The following is a 15478-nucleotide window of genomic DNA, read 5'->3' on the forward strand; positions in this document are numbered from 1 at the left end:
CGTCATGCAAAGGGGAGCGAGGCAGCTGCCGCGATCCGGAAACTATCGCTACGTGATGAAATCAGGAGCCCTTGCCGCCGCACTTGCCGGTGGCAACGTTGAAGTTGCCGCAGGACATCGGCGCGCGCCAATCGGCGATCAGGTCTTTGGAGTCGGGCAGATAGTCGGACCATTCGTCGCCGACCACGAGGCCGGGCGTTTCCCAGACCGTCTCGAACTGGCCGTCGTCCTGGATCTCGCCGATCAGCACCGGCTTGGTGATGTGGTGGTTCGGCATCATCGTCGAGTAACCGCCGGAAAGGTTGGGCACCGAGACGCCGATCATGGCGTCAAGCACCGCGTCGGTGTCGGTGGTGCCGGCCTTCTCGACAGCCTTCAGCCACATGTTGAAGCCGATGTAATGGGCTTCCATCGGGTCGTTGGTGACGCGCTTGTCGTTCTTGGTATAGGCCTTCCAGGTCTTGATGAACTCGGCATTGGCAGCGGTATCGACCGACTGGAAGTAGTTCCAGGCGGCGAGATGGCCGACGAGCGGGGCCGTATCGAGACCAGCGAGTTCCTCTTCGCCGACGGAGAAGGCGACGACGGGGATATCCTCGGCCTTGACGCCCTGGTTTGCCAGTTCCTTGTAGAACGGCACGTTCGCGTCGCCGTTGATCGTCGAGACGACGGCGGTCTTCTTGCCGGCGGAACCGAATTTCTTGATGTCGGACACGATCGTCTGCCAGTCGGAATGGCCGAACGGCGTGTAGTTGATCATGATGTCTTCGGGCTTGACGCCCTTGGAGATGAGATAGGCCTCGAGGATCTTGTTGGTCGTGCGGGGATAGACGTAGTCGGTGCCGGCCAGCACCCAGCGTTCGACGCTTTCGTTTTCCATCAGATAGTCGACGGCCGGAACCGCCTGCTGGTTCGGTGCGGCACCGGTGTAGAAGACGTTGCGCTGGCTTTCCTCACCCTCGTATTGAACGGGGTAGAACAGGATCGAATTCAGCTCCTCGAACACCGGCAGGACGGACTTGCGCGACACCGACGTCCAGCAGCCGAACACGGCCGAAACCTTGTCGACGGAAACGAGTTCGCGTGCCTTTTCGGCAAAGAGCGGCCAGTCTGACGCCGGGTCGACGACAACCGCTTCAAGCTTTTTGCCGAGCAGGCCGCCCTTCTTGTTCTGCTCGTCGATGAGCATGAGCATGGCGTCCTTCAAGGTCGTCTCTGAGATCGCCATGGTTCCCGACAGCGAATGCAGAATGCCGACCTTGATCGTGTCGTCGGCCGCAAAGGCGCCGTTGAATGCCGTTGTCGACAGGACCGTTGCCAGGAAGGCGCCGGTGACGCGTGCCTTGATATTCATCTGATTGAACCCCTCTCGTTCTGGTCGCCGCAACGAGGCTTCGTTCCTTTTGACCGTTGCTTGAGGGATCATCCGCCAGTCCTGCTGCACTGCACATACGTCATTCTACGTAGGCCGAGGGGGCAAAGTGGAAGCAGCCGCTGGGAGCGATGCGGGTTTGGCGTCATTGCGCGGAGACGACGAGATCGAAATGCGCCTGCCCGTATGGCCGGAGCATGCGTTTTACGGCTATTGAGAAGCTTCGACGGCCAGCCGGCCGTGACGAGCAGCTCAACACAGGTGAAAGATCATGAAGGCACGAATCAAATGGGTTGAAGAGCGGACATTCGTCGGCGAATCCGGAAGCGGTCACAAGATCGTCCTCGGAACGGCCTCCGGTCCTGAGGGGCGTACTCCGGGCCCAAGCCCGATGGAGCTGATGCTGATCGGCGCCGGCGGCTGTTCGGCCTACGACGTGGTTCATATCCTTGAAAAGGGCCGCGAGCCGGTCGAGGATTGCACCGTGGAGCTCGACGCAGACCGCGCCGAAGAGGACCCCCGGGTCTTTACCCGCATCCATATGCACTTCGTGGTCAAGGGACGTGGCCTCGCGGAGAAAAAGGTCGAGCGCGCGATCGCCCTGTCCTTGGAAAAATACTGCTCGGCGTCAGCGATGCTCGCCAAGTCCGCGACGATCACGCATGATTTTGTCGTCGTCGACACGACCGCCGTGAGTGGATGACCCTTTCAAGCTTGCTTTCGCCTTCTCCGCATTGCATAAATTTCACGCACAGGATGTCAATGCCGTGAAAATAGGCAGCCACCTGCCGGCAATGCGAGAGATGACGAGGCAACATGGCGGCACGCCAGCGTATCATTCCCGTTCGACGAGAATACAATCGCTGGGTCGCCGACCAGACGCTCGAAGACTATGCGCTGCGCTTCACGGCCAAGAGTGCGCGGCGCTTTTCCTCCGGGCGCATTTCGCAGACCGCGATCGGCGCGATCTCGTTCCTGGCGCTGGAGGCGATCGGCGGCGCGATCACCATGTCCTACGGTACGACCAACGCCATCGTCGCCATTCTGATCGCCAGCCTGATGATCCTGACGGTCGGCCTGCCGATCAGCCGCTACGCGATCCGCCACGGCGTCGACATCGACCTTCTGACCCGTGGCGCAAGCTTCGGTTACATCGGCTCGACGCTGACCTCGCTGATCTATGCCAGCTTCACCTTCATCCTCTTCGCGATCGAAGCCTCGATCATGTCGGGGGCGCTCGAGCTTGCGCTTGGCATGCCGCTTTGGGTCGGCTACATCGTCAGCGCGGCCGTCGTCATCCCTCTCGTCACCCACGGCGTGCGCCTTATCAGCAAGTTCCAGTTGGTCACCCAGCCCTTCTGGATCGTGCTCAACGTCCTGCCCTTCGTCTTCATCGCCTTTGCCGACTGGGAGAAGGTCGGCATCTGGCTCGCCTATGCCGGGATCCATCATGCGTCCGGACCGCCGGGCACGCTCGCCCCCTTCGACCTCATCGAGTTCGGGGCCGCCTCCGCGGTGATCTTCGCGCTGATGGCGCAGATCGGCGAGCAGGTCGACTTCCTGCGCTTTCTGCCGCCGGACGGCCAGCGCAAACTGCATCATCGCATCGCCGTCTTCCTGGCCGGTTCCGGCTGGGTGCTGGTCGGTGCGCCAAAGCTTTTGGCCGGCTCCTTTCTCGTCGTGCTCGCCCTCTCATCCGGCGTTCCATCGACGCGGGCCGCGGACCCGGCACAGATGTACTACACCGCCTTCGGTTACATGATCCCGTCTGAGACGGCCGCCCTCCTGCTGATGGTCGCTTTCGTCGTCGTCTCGCAGTTGAAGATCAACGTCATGAACGCCTATGCCGGGTCGCTCGCCTGGTCCAATTTCTTCTCCCGCCTCACCCACAGTCATCCCGGCCGGGTCGTGTGGCTGGTGTTCAATGTGGCCATCGCGCTGCTCTTGATGGAGCTCGGTATCTACCGGCTGCTCGAGGAGACGCTCGGCGTCTTCTCCATCATTGCGATGGCCTGGCTCTGCACCATTTCGGCCGATCTCTTCGTCAACAAACCGCTCGGTCTCTCTCCGCCCGGCATCGAGTTCAAGCGCGCCCATCTCTACGACATCAACCCTGTCGGGCTCGGCGCCATGGCGCTTTCGGCAACGATCGCGCTGACGGCGCATTTCGGCGCCTTCGGCGCCATCGCCGCATCGCTTGCGCCTTACATTGCCCTGATCATCGCCTTCATCGCCTCGCCGCTGATCGCCTGGGCGACCGGCGGCAAATATTATCTCGCCCGCAAGCCGAGAAAGAGCTGGGCGAGAGAGAGCGAGATCACCTGCTCGATCTGCGAGCATCCCTTCGAGCCGGAGGACATGGCCTGGTGTCCCGCCTATGCCGCACCGATCTGCTCGCTCTGTTGCTCCCTCGACAGCCGCTGCCACGACATGTGCAAGCCGAAGGCGCGGTTCAATGCGCAGGTGGCAACGGTCGCGCACGCCCTTTTGCCTGAAACGGTGACCGCCAAGCTGGCGACGCGGCTCGGTCGTTACGCCATTTCGGCGGTGCTCTCGATCGCGGGCATAGGTCTGATCCTGGCGATGATCGCGCACCAGACAGGCAACGCCTCGCCGGAAACCGCTGTAGTCGTCGAGCGAACGATTGCCGTCGTTTTCTTCGTCTTTGCCGTGCTCGCCGGTATCGTCTGCTGGTTCTATGTGCTCGCCCACGACAGCCGCGTCGTTGCCGAGGAAGAATCATCGCGACAGAACACGCTGCTCCTGAAGGAAATCGCCGCGCACAAGAAGACCGATGCGGCCCTGCAGCAGGCAAAGGAGACTGCCGAGGCGGCCAATCGCGCCAAAAGCCGCTATGTCGTCGGCCTCAGCCATGAGCTGCGTACGCCGCTCAACGCGGTGCTGGGTTACGCGCAGGTGCTCGAGCGCGACGAAACGATCCCGCCGGCGCGACAGGGCGCGATCAAGGTGATCAGGCGCAGCGCCGACCACCTCTCCGGCCTCATCGACGGGCTTCTCGACATTTCCAAGATCGAGGCCGGCAAGCTGCAGGTCTATTCCAACGAGATCAACATTCACGACTTCCTCGATCAGGTCGTCGACATGTTCCGCCCGCAGGCGCAGGCCAAGGGCATCGCCTTCGAACATCGGCGTGCTGCCGCCTTGCCGCGCTACGTCAAGACCGACGAAAAACGGCTGCGCCAGATCCTCGTCAATCTGCTGTCCAATGCGCTGAAGTTCACCGAACGCGGCGAGATCCGCTTCGACATCGACTATCGCAGCCAGGTCGCGACGTTCACGATCAGTGACAGCGGCCGCGGCATCGCCGAGAAGGACCTGCCGCGCATCTTCGATCCGTTCCAGCGCGGCGAAGCGGAGCACCTCGGCAGCATGCCGGGCTTGGGCCTCGGATTGACCATCACCCGTTTGCTGACCCAGACGCTTGGTGGCGAAATATCCGTGACCAGCGAGCCGAACAAGGGCACGACCTTCAAGGTCCGGCTGATGCTTTCCGCCGTCGATCGGCCGGCGCCGCTGGTGGCGGTGCGCCGGATCACATCCTATCTCGGCCCGCGGCGCACGATCATGGTCGTCGACGACAACGCCGACCACCGCGACCTGATGCGTGAAATTCTGCAGCCGATGGACTTCACCGTGCTTGCAGCCGAAAGCGGCAAGCAATGCCTTGCGATGGTTGAGGCGCTGGCGCCGGACATCTTCCTGGTCGACATCTCCATGCCTGATATGAACGGTTGGGAACTCGTCGACAGACTGCGCAGAGGCGGGCAGACGGCGCCGATCATCATGCTTTCCGCCAATATCGGCGACGGCTCGACCACCGGCGCCCTTGTCGGTCACAACGATACGCTCGCCAAACCCTTCGGCGTCGGCCAACTCGCCGACAAGCTCGCCGTTCAGCTCGGCCTGACGTTTGTCCATGAGGGCGACGCGTTCGAGGAACCGAGGGCTGTAAAGGCGGGTGCCATGACGTTGCCCGGTCAGCACCATGTCGAGGAGTTGATCCGGCTCGGCGAGATCGGCTACGTCAGAGGCATCGAGGCCAAGCTGATGGAAATCGCTCTCAAACCGGAACATCAGCTCTTCGTCGATGCAGCCCGCGCCTATGTCCAGGCCTTCGACCTCTCGGGCTACGATGCCTTCCTGAGGGAAAAAGCGGAGAATGGAGCCGTCACCCGTGGTTGAGACTTACGCTCGTCGCGACATCGTGCTGCTGGTGGACGATTCTCCCGAAGCGCTCGGTTTTCTGACCGAAGCGCTGGAGCAGTCGGGCTTCTCCGTGCTGATCGCCACTTCGGGCCATGCCGCCCTATCGATTGCCGAGCGGATCACGCCCGACGTCATTCTGCTGGACGCGGTCATGCCCGGCATGGACGGGTTCGAAACCTGCCTGAGACTGAAGGCCAACGCATCCGTCGGCCAAACGCCGGTGCTGTTCATGACCGGGCTGACGGAGACCGAGCATGTGGTTCATGCACTCGAGGCCGGTGGCGTCGACTACCTGACAAAGCCGATCAACATCGATGAGCTGAGGGCTCGCATCCGCGTTCACCTCTCCAACGCCCGCTCGGCGCAAAGCGCGCGCGTCGCGCTCGATGCCGCCGGGCGCCATCTGCTCGCCGTGCGCTCGGATGGCGGTGTTCGCTGGTCGACACCGCAGGCAGCTCGCCTCGTCAACGCCGCAACCGGCAGCGACGAGGGCCTCGCGACGATCGCACACCGTATCGCCGCCTGGCTGGAGAAGACCGGAGCCGGCGGCAAGCGGGAGAATAGTTTTACTCTGGAAGAACCCGGGCAATCCGGACTGCAGATCTCGTTTCTCGGCGCGATCGGCGCCAACGAGTATCTCTTCCGCCTGACGGCCGAAAGCCGACGGAGCGACGACGAGATGCTGCGGCAGCATTTCGCGCTGACCCAACGCGAATCCGAAGTGCTGCTTTGGATCGCCAAGGGGAAATCCAACCGCGATATCGGCGAGATCCTCGGCTTGAGTTCGCGCACCGTCACCAAGCATCTCGAACAGATCTATGTGAAGCTCGGCGTCGAAAACCGCGCCTCGGCCGCGGTCAAGGCGACACAGGTCCTGCACGGGATTTAGCCGGCGACAACCCCTTGCCGCTTCCGGGAAGAAGCAGGCGGCGGCGATGCCACGCGCGCCGCCCATGCTTTCGGGCCCCCGTTGTGCTGGCCGTTTCCGCGTCCGCCTGGCGCGCGAGAAGGGCGGTTAAGGCGCCTGAAAAGCCGGAGAGCGATCGGGATCACCTTGCCGCTGGTGATCCCGGCCTTTCCTGGTGTACCATCGCGGGCTCTGAACGGAGGGTTGCGACATGCTGCGATGGCTAGTGCTTGCCGCCGCGACGACATCACTCGCCGGCGGCGCGCGAGCGGATGAAGGCGCGTTCCTGAAATCGCTTCAAGGCAGTTGGACGGGCGAAGGAACAGTCAGGATCCGCGCCCACATGTCGCCGATCAACGTCTCCTGCAACTTCGATTCTCAGTCCGAAGGGCTGGCGCTGTCGATGGAAGGCGTGTGCCGCGGCTTGATCCTGATTTCACGCTCCATCGATGCCAAGCTGCGGTTCAGCGGGTCGAAATACAGCGGATCCTACCTCGGGCCACGGGGAGGACGGGCGGGCCTGAGCGGCAACCGCCGCGGCAACGCCATCAACCTCACTATTCGTTGGGAAAAGGAAGTCAACGGCGACCGCAGCGCCAACCTGACGCTGCAGAAGGTGGGGGTGAACGGGATGCGGCTGACGACGGTCGACGTCGATCCGGCATCCGGCGACAAGGTCGTCACCAGCGAGATCAACCTGCACCGCAAGTGACGCGGTCGTACGCATTTCTATTGAGGCAGAGCCGCGTGGCCTGGCTCAGGGATGATGCAGGACGCTCAGCCCACCGTCGACGGTCAGGCACGTGGCGTTGATGAAGGTGCATTCGTCGGACACCAGGAAGAGCGCGGCGCGGGCGATTTCATCAGCTGTTGCGATCCGTCCGCCGGGATGCAGCTTCATCGTTTCCGCCTCGGCGGCGACCGGGTCCGGAAAGCTGTTCCAGTATTCGACGGCCTTCTGTGTCAGAACGTAACCCGGGGCAAGCGCGTTCACCCGGATGCCCCGTGAGGCATATTCGATCCCGAGCGACTTGGTCATGCCGAGAAGCGCATGCTTCGCCACCGGATAGGGAAATGTATGCGGGATGATCGTGAAGGCGTGCGTTGAGGCAATGTTGAGGATGACGCCGCCGCCCTCCTCGATCATGCCGGGAAGCACAGCGCGGCTGCAATTCCACGCACCTTTGAGATTGACGTCGAAACAGCGCTGCCAGTCCGCATCCGTCGTTGCCAGCGGCTCCGCAAAGACGTTGATACCGGCATTGTTGACGAGCGCATTCGGCCTGCCGATGGTGTTTTCGGCCTGGCGGATGGCGCCGGCGATTGCATCGACATCGGTAATATCGGCCGTCGTCGATGCAAGCGTGCCGCCTTCATCTCTGAGCCTTGCCGTCTCCCTATCGAGCAGCGGCCCGTCGCGATCGATCAGAAAGAGGCTCGCCCCCTCCTTCAGGAACGCCTCGGCCATGGCGAGACCGATGCCCTGGGCTGCCCCGGTGATGACGATGCGCTTTCCAGCTAGCCGCTTGCTCATATTTTCCGCCTCCCTCAGCCGATGATCCCGCGCAGCCGTCACCACTCGGCGACGCTGCCGTCCTCATGGCGCCAGATCGGATTGCGCCAGCGATGCCCCTCTTTGGCGCGCTCGATGACATAGGCCTCGTCGACCTCGACGCCGAGGCCAGGCCCTTGCGGGATCGACACGAAGCCGTCCTCATAGTGGAAGACGTCCTTGTTGGAGACGTAGTCGAGAATGTCGTTGGCTTCGTTGTAGTGAATGCCGAGGCTCTGCTCCTGGATGAAGGCGTTGTAGCTGACGGCGTCGATCTGCAGGCAGGCGGCAAGCGCGATCGGGCCGAGCGGGCAATGCGGCGCCAGCGCCACGTCATAGGCCTCGGCCATGGCCGCGATCTTGCGGCATTCGGTGATGCCGCCGGCATGGGAAAGATCCGGCTGGATGATGTCGACATAGCCGTCCGCAAGCACCGACTTGAAGTCCCAGCGGGAATAGAGGCGCTCACCAAGCGCGATCGGCGTCGAGCAATGGTTGGCGATTTCCTTCAGCGCCTCGCGGTTTTCCGAAAGCACCGGCTCCTCGATGAACATCAGCTTGAACTGCTCGAGCTCCTTGGCCAGCACCTTGGCCATCGGCCGGTGGACCCGGCCGTGGAAGTCGACGCCGATACCGATGTTCGGGCCGATCGCATCGCGGATGGTACCGATGGTCTCCACCGCCTTGTCGATCTTCTCGTTGGTGTCGACGATCTGCAGTTCCTCGCAGCCGTTGAGCTTGATCGCCTTGAAACCGCGCGCCACCACGTCCTTGGCGTTGCGGGCGACGTCGCTCGGGCGGTCGCCGCCGATCCAGGAATACACCTTGATCTTGTCGCGGCACTGTCCGCCAAGCAGGGAGTGTACGGGCTGGCCCAGCGCCTTGCCCTTGATGTCCCAAAGCGCTTGGTCGATGCCGGCAAGCGCGCTCATGTGAATGGCGCCGCCGCGGTAGAAACCGCCGCGGTACATCACGTTCCAGTGGTCCTCGATCAGGAACGGATCCTTGCCGACGAGGTAGTCGGAAAGCTCGTGCACTGCCGCCTCGACCGTCAGCGCCCGTCCTTCGACGACAGGCTCACCCCAGCCGACGATGCCTTCGTCGGTCTCCACCTTGAGAAACAGCCAGCGCGGCGGGACGATATAGGTCGTGAGCTTGGTGATCTTCATGGGTTGATGTCCAGTTCGGTGGGGATGAGTTGTCGCGATCAACCGTGGCAGGCGGATCGCGATCGGGAACGTTAGAAAGCGGATTTCACGGGGCGATGTTGCTGGACCGCCGTCGCCAGGTCGCGTGCGGCGAGATTCAGCATGCGCGTCGAGCAGTCGCGCGCGGCCGCCTTGTCGCGCATGCGCAGTGCCTCGACCAGTTCACGATGGATGTCGATAGCCTCGTCGCGCCGCTCGGCGGCTTCGTTGGAGGCATGCAGCGAAAACTTGAGCGCCGCCTGGATGATACCGACGAGCTGCAGGAAAACCTGGTTATGGCTGGCCTTGAGCAGGCAGGTGTGGAAGGCAACGTCGGCATCGGTGAAGCCGGCAATATCGCGCTCGCCGTCACGCATTGCCTGCCAGGCCCGCTCGAGATCGGCGATTTCCTGGACGGTCGCACGCTCGGCGGCGAATTCGGCCGCAACCGGCTCGATCGCCCGGCGCGCTTCCAGGATGCAGTTCAACAGGTCGAATTCGAAGATGCGTTCGCCGATCCACTCGAGCACCTGCGCATCGAGGATGTTCCACTCATCCTTGCCGCAAACGATAGTGCCGACACGCGAACGGCCACGCACCATGCCCTTCGATTCGAGGATCTTCAGCGATTCCCGGATAACCGTCCGGCTGACGCCGTAACGCTCGCAGAGATCGTTTTCCCGCGGCAGATAGGAGCCGACCGGAAAGATATCGGCGCAGATGTCGGAGGCGATGGTCCGCGTCACGTTCTTCTGGACACGCGGCCGGCGTTGCACTTGCTCCTCTGCCGCGCCCTGCGGCTCCTGTCCTTCCATCTGCATCTCCACCCATCCCTTCAGTTCCGCCGACGCCTTTACCCCATATCACCTTCCCTCGCGACAGGGATCAGGGAGGCGCTTCGGCAATGGTTATACATCACTATCTCAATCATCATACAATGGCAATTGACGGATATGATGATTCATCATACACAAATGAGAACTGCAGGAGGCAGTTTCACCAGGGAGAGAAATCATGCGCTTCTTCAAGGCCGCCATCTTGGCTGGCACCGTCGCCGTATTCGCCGCAACGTCCGCCTTCGCCGCCGACGTCAAGATCGGCTTCATCGTCAAGCAGCCCGAGGAACCGTGGTTCCAGGATGAATGGAAGTTCGCCGACGTCGCCGCCAAGGAAAAGGGCTTCACGCTGGTCAAGATCGGCGCGGAAGATGGCGAGAAGGTTCAATCGGCGATCGACAATCTCGGCGCACAGGGCGCGCAGGGTTTCATCATCTGCACGCCTGATGTCAAACTCGGCCCGGGCATCATCGCCAAGGCAGCCGCCAACGACCTCAAGCTGATGACCGTCGATGACCGCCTCGTCAACGCCGATGGCAGCCCGATCGAAGACGTGCCGCATATGGGCATTTCCGCCACCAAGATCGGCGAAGCCGTCGGTCAGTCGATCGTCGACGAGATCAAGAAGCGTGGTTGGGACATGAAGGACGTCGGTGCGATCCGCGTTTCCTACGACCAACTGCCGACCGCCGTCGACCGCGTCGAAGGCGCGCTCTCGGTCCTGAAGGCAAACGGCTTCCCGGAAGCCAACATCTTCGACGCGCCGCAGGCAAAAACCGATACGGAAGCAGCCCTCAACGCCTCGACCGTCGTTCTCAACAAGAATGCCGGCATCAAGAAGTGGGTCGCCGTCGGCCTCAATGACGAAGCGGTCCTCGGCGCCGTGCGCGCCACCGAAAGCGTCGGCATTGCCGCCGACAGCATGATCGGCGTCGGCATCGGCGGTGCGGACTCGGCCATCAACGAGTTCAAGAAGCCCGCCGCAACCGGCTTCTTCGGTACCGTGATCATCTCGCCGAAGCGCCACGGCTATGAGACCGCGCTCAACATGTATGAGTGGGTAGCCAACGCCAAGGAGCCGGAAAAGCTGACGCTGACCGCCGGCCAGGTTGCCCTGCGTGATACCTACGAGGCGGTTCGCAAGGACCTCGGCATCGAATAATCGTCGTCTTCGATGACTTTGAGCCCGGCGGTTTATCATCGCCGGGCGCCCCATTCCCGGAGCGCCGCAGATGCAAGACTTCCTTGAATTCCGATCCATCTCCAAGGGCTACCCCGGCGTCCAGGCACTGTCGAACGTCTCGTTCTCGGTCAGAAAAGGCGCCGTCCACGGGCTGATGGGCGAGAACGGCGCCGGCAAGTCGACGCTGATCCGCGTCCTCTCCGGCGACCAGTCCGCCGACACCGGCGAAATCCTGATCGACGGGGAACAGCAGCACTACCGTTCGGTACGCGACGCCTTCCACGCCGGCGTCATCGTCATCCACCAAGAATTGCAGCTTGTCCCGGAACTGACGGTCGCGGAAAACCTCTGGCTCGGGCGCTTTCCGGGCAAAGCCGGCGTCATCGATCGCCAGCAACTGACCGGCGTCGTTTCCCGGAAGTTGGCCGAGATCGGCATCGAGGTCGATCCGGCCGCGAAGGTCGCCTCGCTTTCGATCGGCGAACGGCAGATGGTCGAAATCGCCAAGGCGGTCATGCTCGATGCGCGCGTTATCGCGCTTGACGAGCCGACATCGTCGCTGTCCTCGCGGGAAAGCGAGATCCTCTTCGCCCTCATCGACCGCCTGCGCGCCAACGGCACGGTCATTCTCTATGTCTCCCATCGCCTCGACGAGATCTTCCGCCTCTGCGACAGCCTGACGGTGCTGCGCGATGGAAAACTTGCCGCCCATCATCCTGATATCTCGAAGGTGACGCGCGACCAGATCATTTCCGAAATGGTCGGCCGCGAGATCGCCAACATCTGGGGCTGGCGCGAGCGCAGCCTTGGCGAAGAGCGGCTGCGCGTCGACGGCATCGCGGGACCGAAGCTTCGCAATCCCTTGAGCTTTTCCGTCCGGCGCGGCGAGATCCTCGGCTTCTTCGGCCTGATCGGCGCCGGCCGCAGCGAAATGGCCCGCCTCGTCTATGGCGCCGACGCCCGCGACACGGGCACGGTGTCGGTCGACGGCGTCGCCATTGAGGCCGACAGCCCACCCCATTCCATCCGCTCCGGCATCGTGCTCTGCCCGGAGGACCGCAAGTTCGACGGCATCGTCCAGGGACGTTCGATTGAGGAAAACATGACGATCTCCTCGCGTCGCCATTTCTCCCCCTTCGGCCTTATCAATCCCGCAAAAGAGGGCGCGCTTGCCGACAAGTTCATCGCCAAGCTTCGCGTGCGCACGCCGTCGCGGCGCCAGGACATCATCAATCTGTCGGGCGGCAACCAGCAGAAGGTGATCCTCGGCCGATGGCTGTCCGAAGAGGGCGTCAAGGTGCTTGTTATCGACGAGCCGACACGCGGCATCGATGTCGGCGCCAAATCGGAAATCTACGAAATCCTCTACGAACTGGCCGCCGACGGCATGGCGATCGTGGTGATCTCCAGCGAACTGCCCGAAGTCATGGGCATCGCCGACCGCATCATGGTGATGTGCGAGGGTCGCGTCGCCGCCGACATTCCAAGGGCGGAATTCGACGAGCGGCGTATTCTCGCCGCCGCCTTGCCGGACGTTCAAAACAGCAACACTCTTCCTCACGCACAGGTACGGTGACGATGACCTCCTTGAAAAAACTCCTTCTCGGCGAACAGGGCCTCGTCGTCATCTTCGCGCTGGCCTTTCTTGTCGTGTCGCTCACCGTCCCCAACTTCCTGACCGAGCGCAACATGCTGGGCCTGCTGCAGTCGGTGGTCACCATCGGCATCGTCGCCTGCACCATGATGTTCTGCCTCGCCTCGCGCGACTTCGACCTTTCGGTCGGCTCGACGGTTGCCTTTTCCGGCATGGTCGCCGTCATGGCATCGAATGCGACCGGCTCGATCCTGCTCGGCCTCGTCGCCGCCCTGGTGTGCGGCGGTCTCGTCGGAACGGTCAACGGCGTCGTCATCGCCCGCTTCCGCATCAACGCGCTGATCACCACGCTTGCCACGATGCAGATCGTGCGCGGCCTGGCGCTGATCGCATCGGACGGCCGCGCCGTCGGCATCAACGATCCGAGCTTCTACCAGCTGGCGCTTTCGCGCTTCCTCGGCATCCCGACGCCGATCTGGGTCATGGCGCTGTTCTTCGTCGCCTTCGGCTTCCTGTTGAACCGCACCGTCTTCGGCAAGAACACGCTGGCGATCGGCGGTAATCCGGAGGCGTCGCGCCTTGCCGGCGTCGACGTTGCGCGCATGCGCATCTGGATTTTTGCGCTGCAGGGTCTCGTCTGCGCCGTTGCCGGCGTGCTGCTGGCATCGCGCATCACTTCGGGCCAACCAAACGCGGCGACCGGCCTCGAGCTTTCGGTGATCTCCGCCTGCGTGCTGGGCGGCGTGTCGCTTGCCGGCGGACGGGCGGCCATGACCGGCGTGATCGTCGGCGTGCTGATCATGGGCATTGCCGAGAATGTCATGAACCTGCTCAACATCCAGGCCTTCTACCAGTATGTCGTGCGCGGCCTGATCCTGCTGCTTGCCGTGCTGCTCGACAACCTGCGCTCGTCCGCGGTCGGTCGCCGGGCGTAGCTGCGCCATGTCTGCGGACGTTCTGCAGCTTGGCAATGGGGAGCTTTCGATCGAATTGAGCCGCTTCGGCGGCTCGATCCTGTCGGGCTCCTATCGCGGCGTGCCGATCTTCCAACCCAGGTCGGCAGGCGGTCTTGCCTCGCAACACCACGGTGCCGAGGCAAGCTTTCCGCTCGTTCCCTTCGGCAACCGGCTAGAGGGCAACAGCTTCAGCATCGCCTGCAATCGCTTCGTCCTCACCGCCAACTCAAGCGACCCCTGTTATCTGCATGGCGACGGCTGGCTGGCGACATGGGAGGCGGTCTCGCACAGCGAAACCGAAGCATGCCTGCGCTATGTGCACGAGGCAGCGGCGCCAAACCCCTATGCCTATGAGGCCGTTCAGCATTTCAGGATTGTCGGCGAGCGCCTCTCCGTCACGCTCTCCGTCACCAACAGATCGCGCCACGCTTTGCCCATGGGCCTCGGTCACCACCCCTTCTTCCCGAAAACCGCCGGCACACGGCTGATCGCGAAGGCCGATCGCTTCTGGACGGAGAGAGCAGGTCACCTGCCCGACCAGCCCGGGCCGATACCGGATGCTCTTGACTTCGAAATGGGCAATCCCATCGCGCCACGATGGCTGAACAATGCCTATGAGGACTGGGACGGCAAGGCCATCATCAAGTGGCCGGAACACGACCTCTGCCTGGAGATCGAAGCGCGGGCGCCCTTCCGTCACTTCATGCTCTATTCGCCTGCGGACGCAGACTTCTTTTGCTTTGAGCCGATGACGCACCTGCCGAACGGCCATCACCTTCCGGGTTTTGGTGGCCTTTCAATCCTTGAGCATGACCAAAGCCTTGTCGGCACAATCACCTTTACCCCGCACCCGATCCCGCCCACGGAACGCGTAGAACCAGAACGGGCCGAGCGCCGAAGTTAAGCCGCCAGTTCAAACAATGAAGCGCCGCGCGTCCTATCTGACGCGCGGCGCTTCATTGTATCTCACACCGATTTCGTGCCTAAGCCGCAGCGAGCGATGACGCATCGAACTCTGCCGCCCACTGGACCGATGGCCGTGCGGCGCAGCGTCCGATCCAGGCCTTGACGGCAGGCACATCGGGCGCTGCTTCCGGAAACCACGCAAATGGCGAATAGAGCAGCAGGTCGGCGGCCGAGAACTGGTCGCCCATGAGATAGGGGCTTGCCGTGAGCGCCGTTTCCAGCTGGCGCGCCATCTCGGCGGATCCGCGGAACGTGGACTGCAGATAGGGATGCGAGAGCCCGGCCGCCTCGACGATCAGCACCGGCTCGACGACACCGGCATACCAGGCGAGCCAGCTCAGATAACGGCCGCGCTTGGGATCGCCGGGAAGCGGCGCCAGGTTCTTTGCCGGGAAAAGATCGGTCAGATACTGGATGATGGCAATGCTTTCCCAGATGACGACACCATCGTGCACGAGAAGCGGCACCTTGCCTTCCGGGTGCGGGTTTTTCGGGTCCTTGGCGCCGCTTCCGTCGCCGCGGGTGATGTCGACGATTTCGATGTTCACCTTGTCGAGCGCATCCAGTTCGCGAAGCAAGGTGATGATGCGCGAAGAGCGGGAGCGCGGGGCGTGATAGAGCGTCAACATTGAAGGATCCTCGATTGCGGTTTCTGTCTGCGCTCTTTATAAACCGACCCAACTGCCGATTTCCGTCAG

At 62.6% G+C, this 15478-nt stretch carries 13 protein-coding genes; 8 read left to right on the forward strand and 5 right to left on the reverse strand.

Features of this window, described 5'->3' with window-relative positions; all coding sequences use genetic code 11:
• Nucleotides 1-61: 61 nt before the first annotated feature.
• Nucleotides 62-1354, reverse strand: a complete 1293-nt coding sequence (gene urtA / locus BC363_RS04655) for an urea ABC transporter substrate-binding protein (RefSeq protein WP_065785720.1) — start codon at nt 1352-1354, stop codon at nt 62-64.
• A 289-nt stretch (nt 1355-1643) separates the two neighbouring features.
• Between urtA and BC363_RS04660 the strand changes: the two genes are divergently transcribed.
• The 4 genes from BC363_RS04660 (at nt 1644) to BC363_RS04675 (ending at nt 7218) form a co-directional block, all read left to right on the forward strand.
• Complete coding sequence (locus BC363_RS04660) at nt 1644-2075, forward strand: OsmC family protein (protein ID WP_065785721.1); 432 nt, start codon at nt 1644-1646, stop codon at nt 2073-2075.
• A 113-nt stretch (nt 2076-2188) separates the two neighbouring features.
• Nucleotides 2189-5575, forward strand: coding sequence for an ATP-binding protein (locus BC363_RS04665; RefSeq protein WP_065785722.1), 3387 nt, complete (start codon nt 2189-2191; stop codon nt 5573-5575).
• Entirely contained in the window at nt 5568-6488 is a 921-nt protein-coding gene (locus tag BC363_RS04670) for a response regulator (protein ID WP_244519800.1), read from the forward strand. Before BC363_RS04665 ends, BC363_RS04670 begins: the two co-directional genes overlap by 8 nt.
• 229 nt (nt 6489-6717) lie before the next feature.
• Nucleotides 6718-7218 (forward strand): hypothetical protein, encoded by a 501-nt coding sequence (locus BC363_RS04675; RefSeq protein ID WP_065785724.1) that lies wholly within the window; start codon nt 6718-6720, stop codon nt 7216-7218.
• Between the two features lie 45 nt (nt 7219-7263).
• Here BC363_RS04675 and BC363_RS04680 read toward each other — a convergent pair whose 3' ends face one another.
• Genes BC363_RS04680 through BC363_RS04690 form a run of 3 tightly spaced genes read right to left on the reverse strand, consistent with a single transcriptional unit; the run spans nt 7264 to nt 10060 of the window.
• Nucleotides 7264-8040 carry an SDR family oxidoreductase gene (locus BC363_RS04680; protein WP_065785726.1) on the reverse strand — a complete coding sequence of 259 codons (777 nt, stop codon included), beginning with the start codon at nt 8038-8040 and terminating at the stop codon, nt 7264-7266.
• A gap of 38 nt (nt 8041-8078) precedes the next feature.
• Nucleotides 8079-9266: a galactonate dehydratase gene (gene dgoD / locus BC363_RS04685; RefSeq protein WP_274533961.1), complete on the reverse strand. Its 1188-nt coding sequence runs from the start codon at nt 9264-9266 to the stop codon at nt 8079-8081.
• A gap of 32 nt (nt 9267-9298) precedes the next feature.
• A complete protein-coding gene (locus BC363_RS04690) occupies nt 9299-10060 on the reverse strand; it encodes a FadR/GntR family transcriptional regulator (protein ID WP_065785730.1) in 762 nt (253 codons plus the stop codon).
• A gap of 199 nt (nt 10061-10259) precedes the next feature.
• Here BC363_RS04690 and BC363_RS04695 point away from each other — a divergent pair, with 199 nt between their 5' ends.
• The 4 genes from BC363_RS04695 (at nt 10260) to BC363_RS04710 (ending at nt 14718) form a co-directional block, all read left to right on the forward strand.
• The gene (locus BC363_RS04695) at nt 10260-11243 is read left to right on the forward strand and encodes an arabinose ABC transporter substrate-binding protein (protein ID WP_065785732.1); all 984 of its coding nucleotides are present in this window, start codon (nt 10260-10262) and stop codon (nt 11241-11243) included.
• A 70-nt stretch (nt 11244-11313) separates the two neighbouring features.
• Nucleotides 11314-12840 carry an L-arabinose ABC transporter ATP-binding protein AraG gene (gene araG / locus BC363_RS04700; protein WP_065785733.1) on the forward strand — a complete coding sequence of 509 codons (1527 nt, stop codon included), beginning with the start codon at nt 11314-11316 and terminating at the stop codon, nt 12838-12840.
• 2 nt (nt 12841-12842) lie between these two features.
• Nucleotides 12843-13793: an L-arabinose ABC transporter permease AraH gene (gene araH / locus BC363_RS04705; protein WP_065785734.1), complete on the forward strand. Its 951-nt coding sequence runs from the start codon at nt 12843-12845 to the stop codon at nt 13791-13793.
• Nucleotides 13794-13800: 7 nt separating this feature from the next.
• On the forward strand, nt 13801-14718 hold the full coding sequence (locus BC363_RS04710; protein WP_065785737.1) for an aldose 1-epimerase: 918 nt from the start codon (nt 13801-13803) through the stop codon (nt 14716-14718).
• 79 nt (nt 14719-14797) lie between these two features.
• On the opposite strand, the gene BC363_RS04715 is transcribed toward BC363_RS04710, so the two are convergent.
• Entirely contained in the window at nt 14798-15409 is a 612-nt protein-coding gene (locus tag BC363_RS04715) for a glutathione S-transferase family protein (protein WP_065785738.1), read from the reverse strand.
• Between the last annotated feature and the right edge of the window lie 69 nt (nt 15410-15478).

The organism is Ensifer sp. LC384 (assembly GCF_001695865.1).
GTDB lineage: Bacteria > Pseudomonadota > Alphaproteobacteria > Rhizobiales > Rhizobiaceae > Ensifer.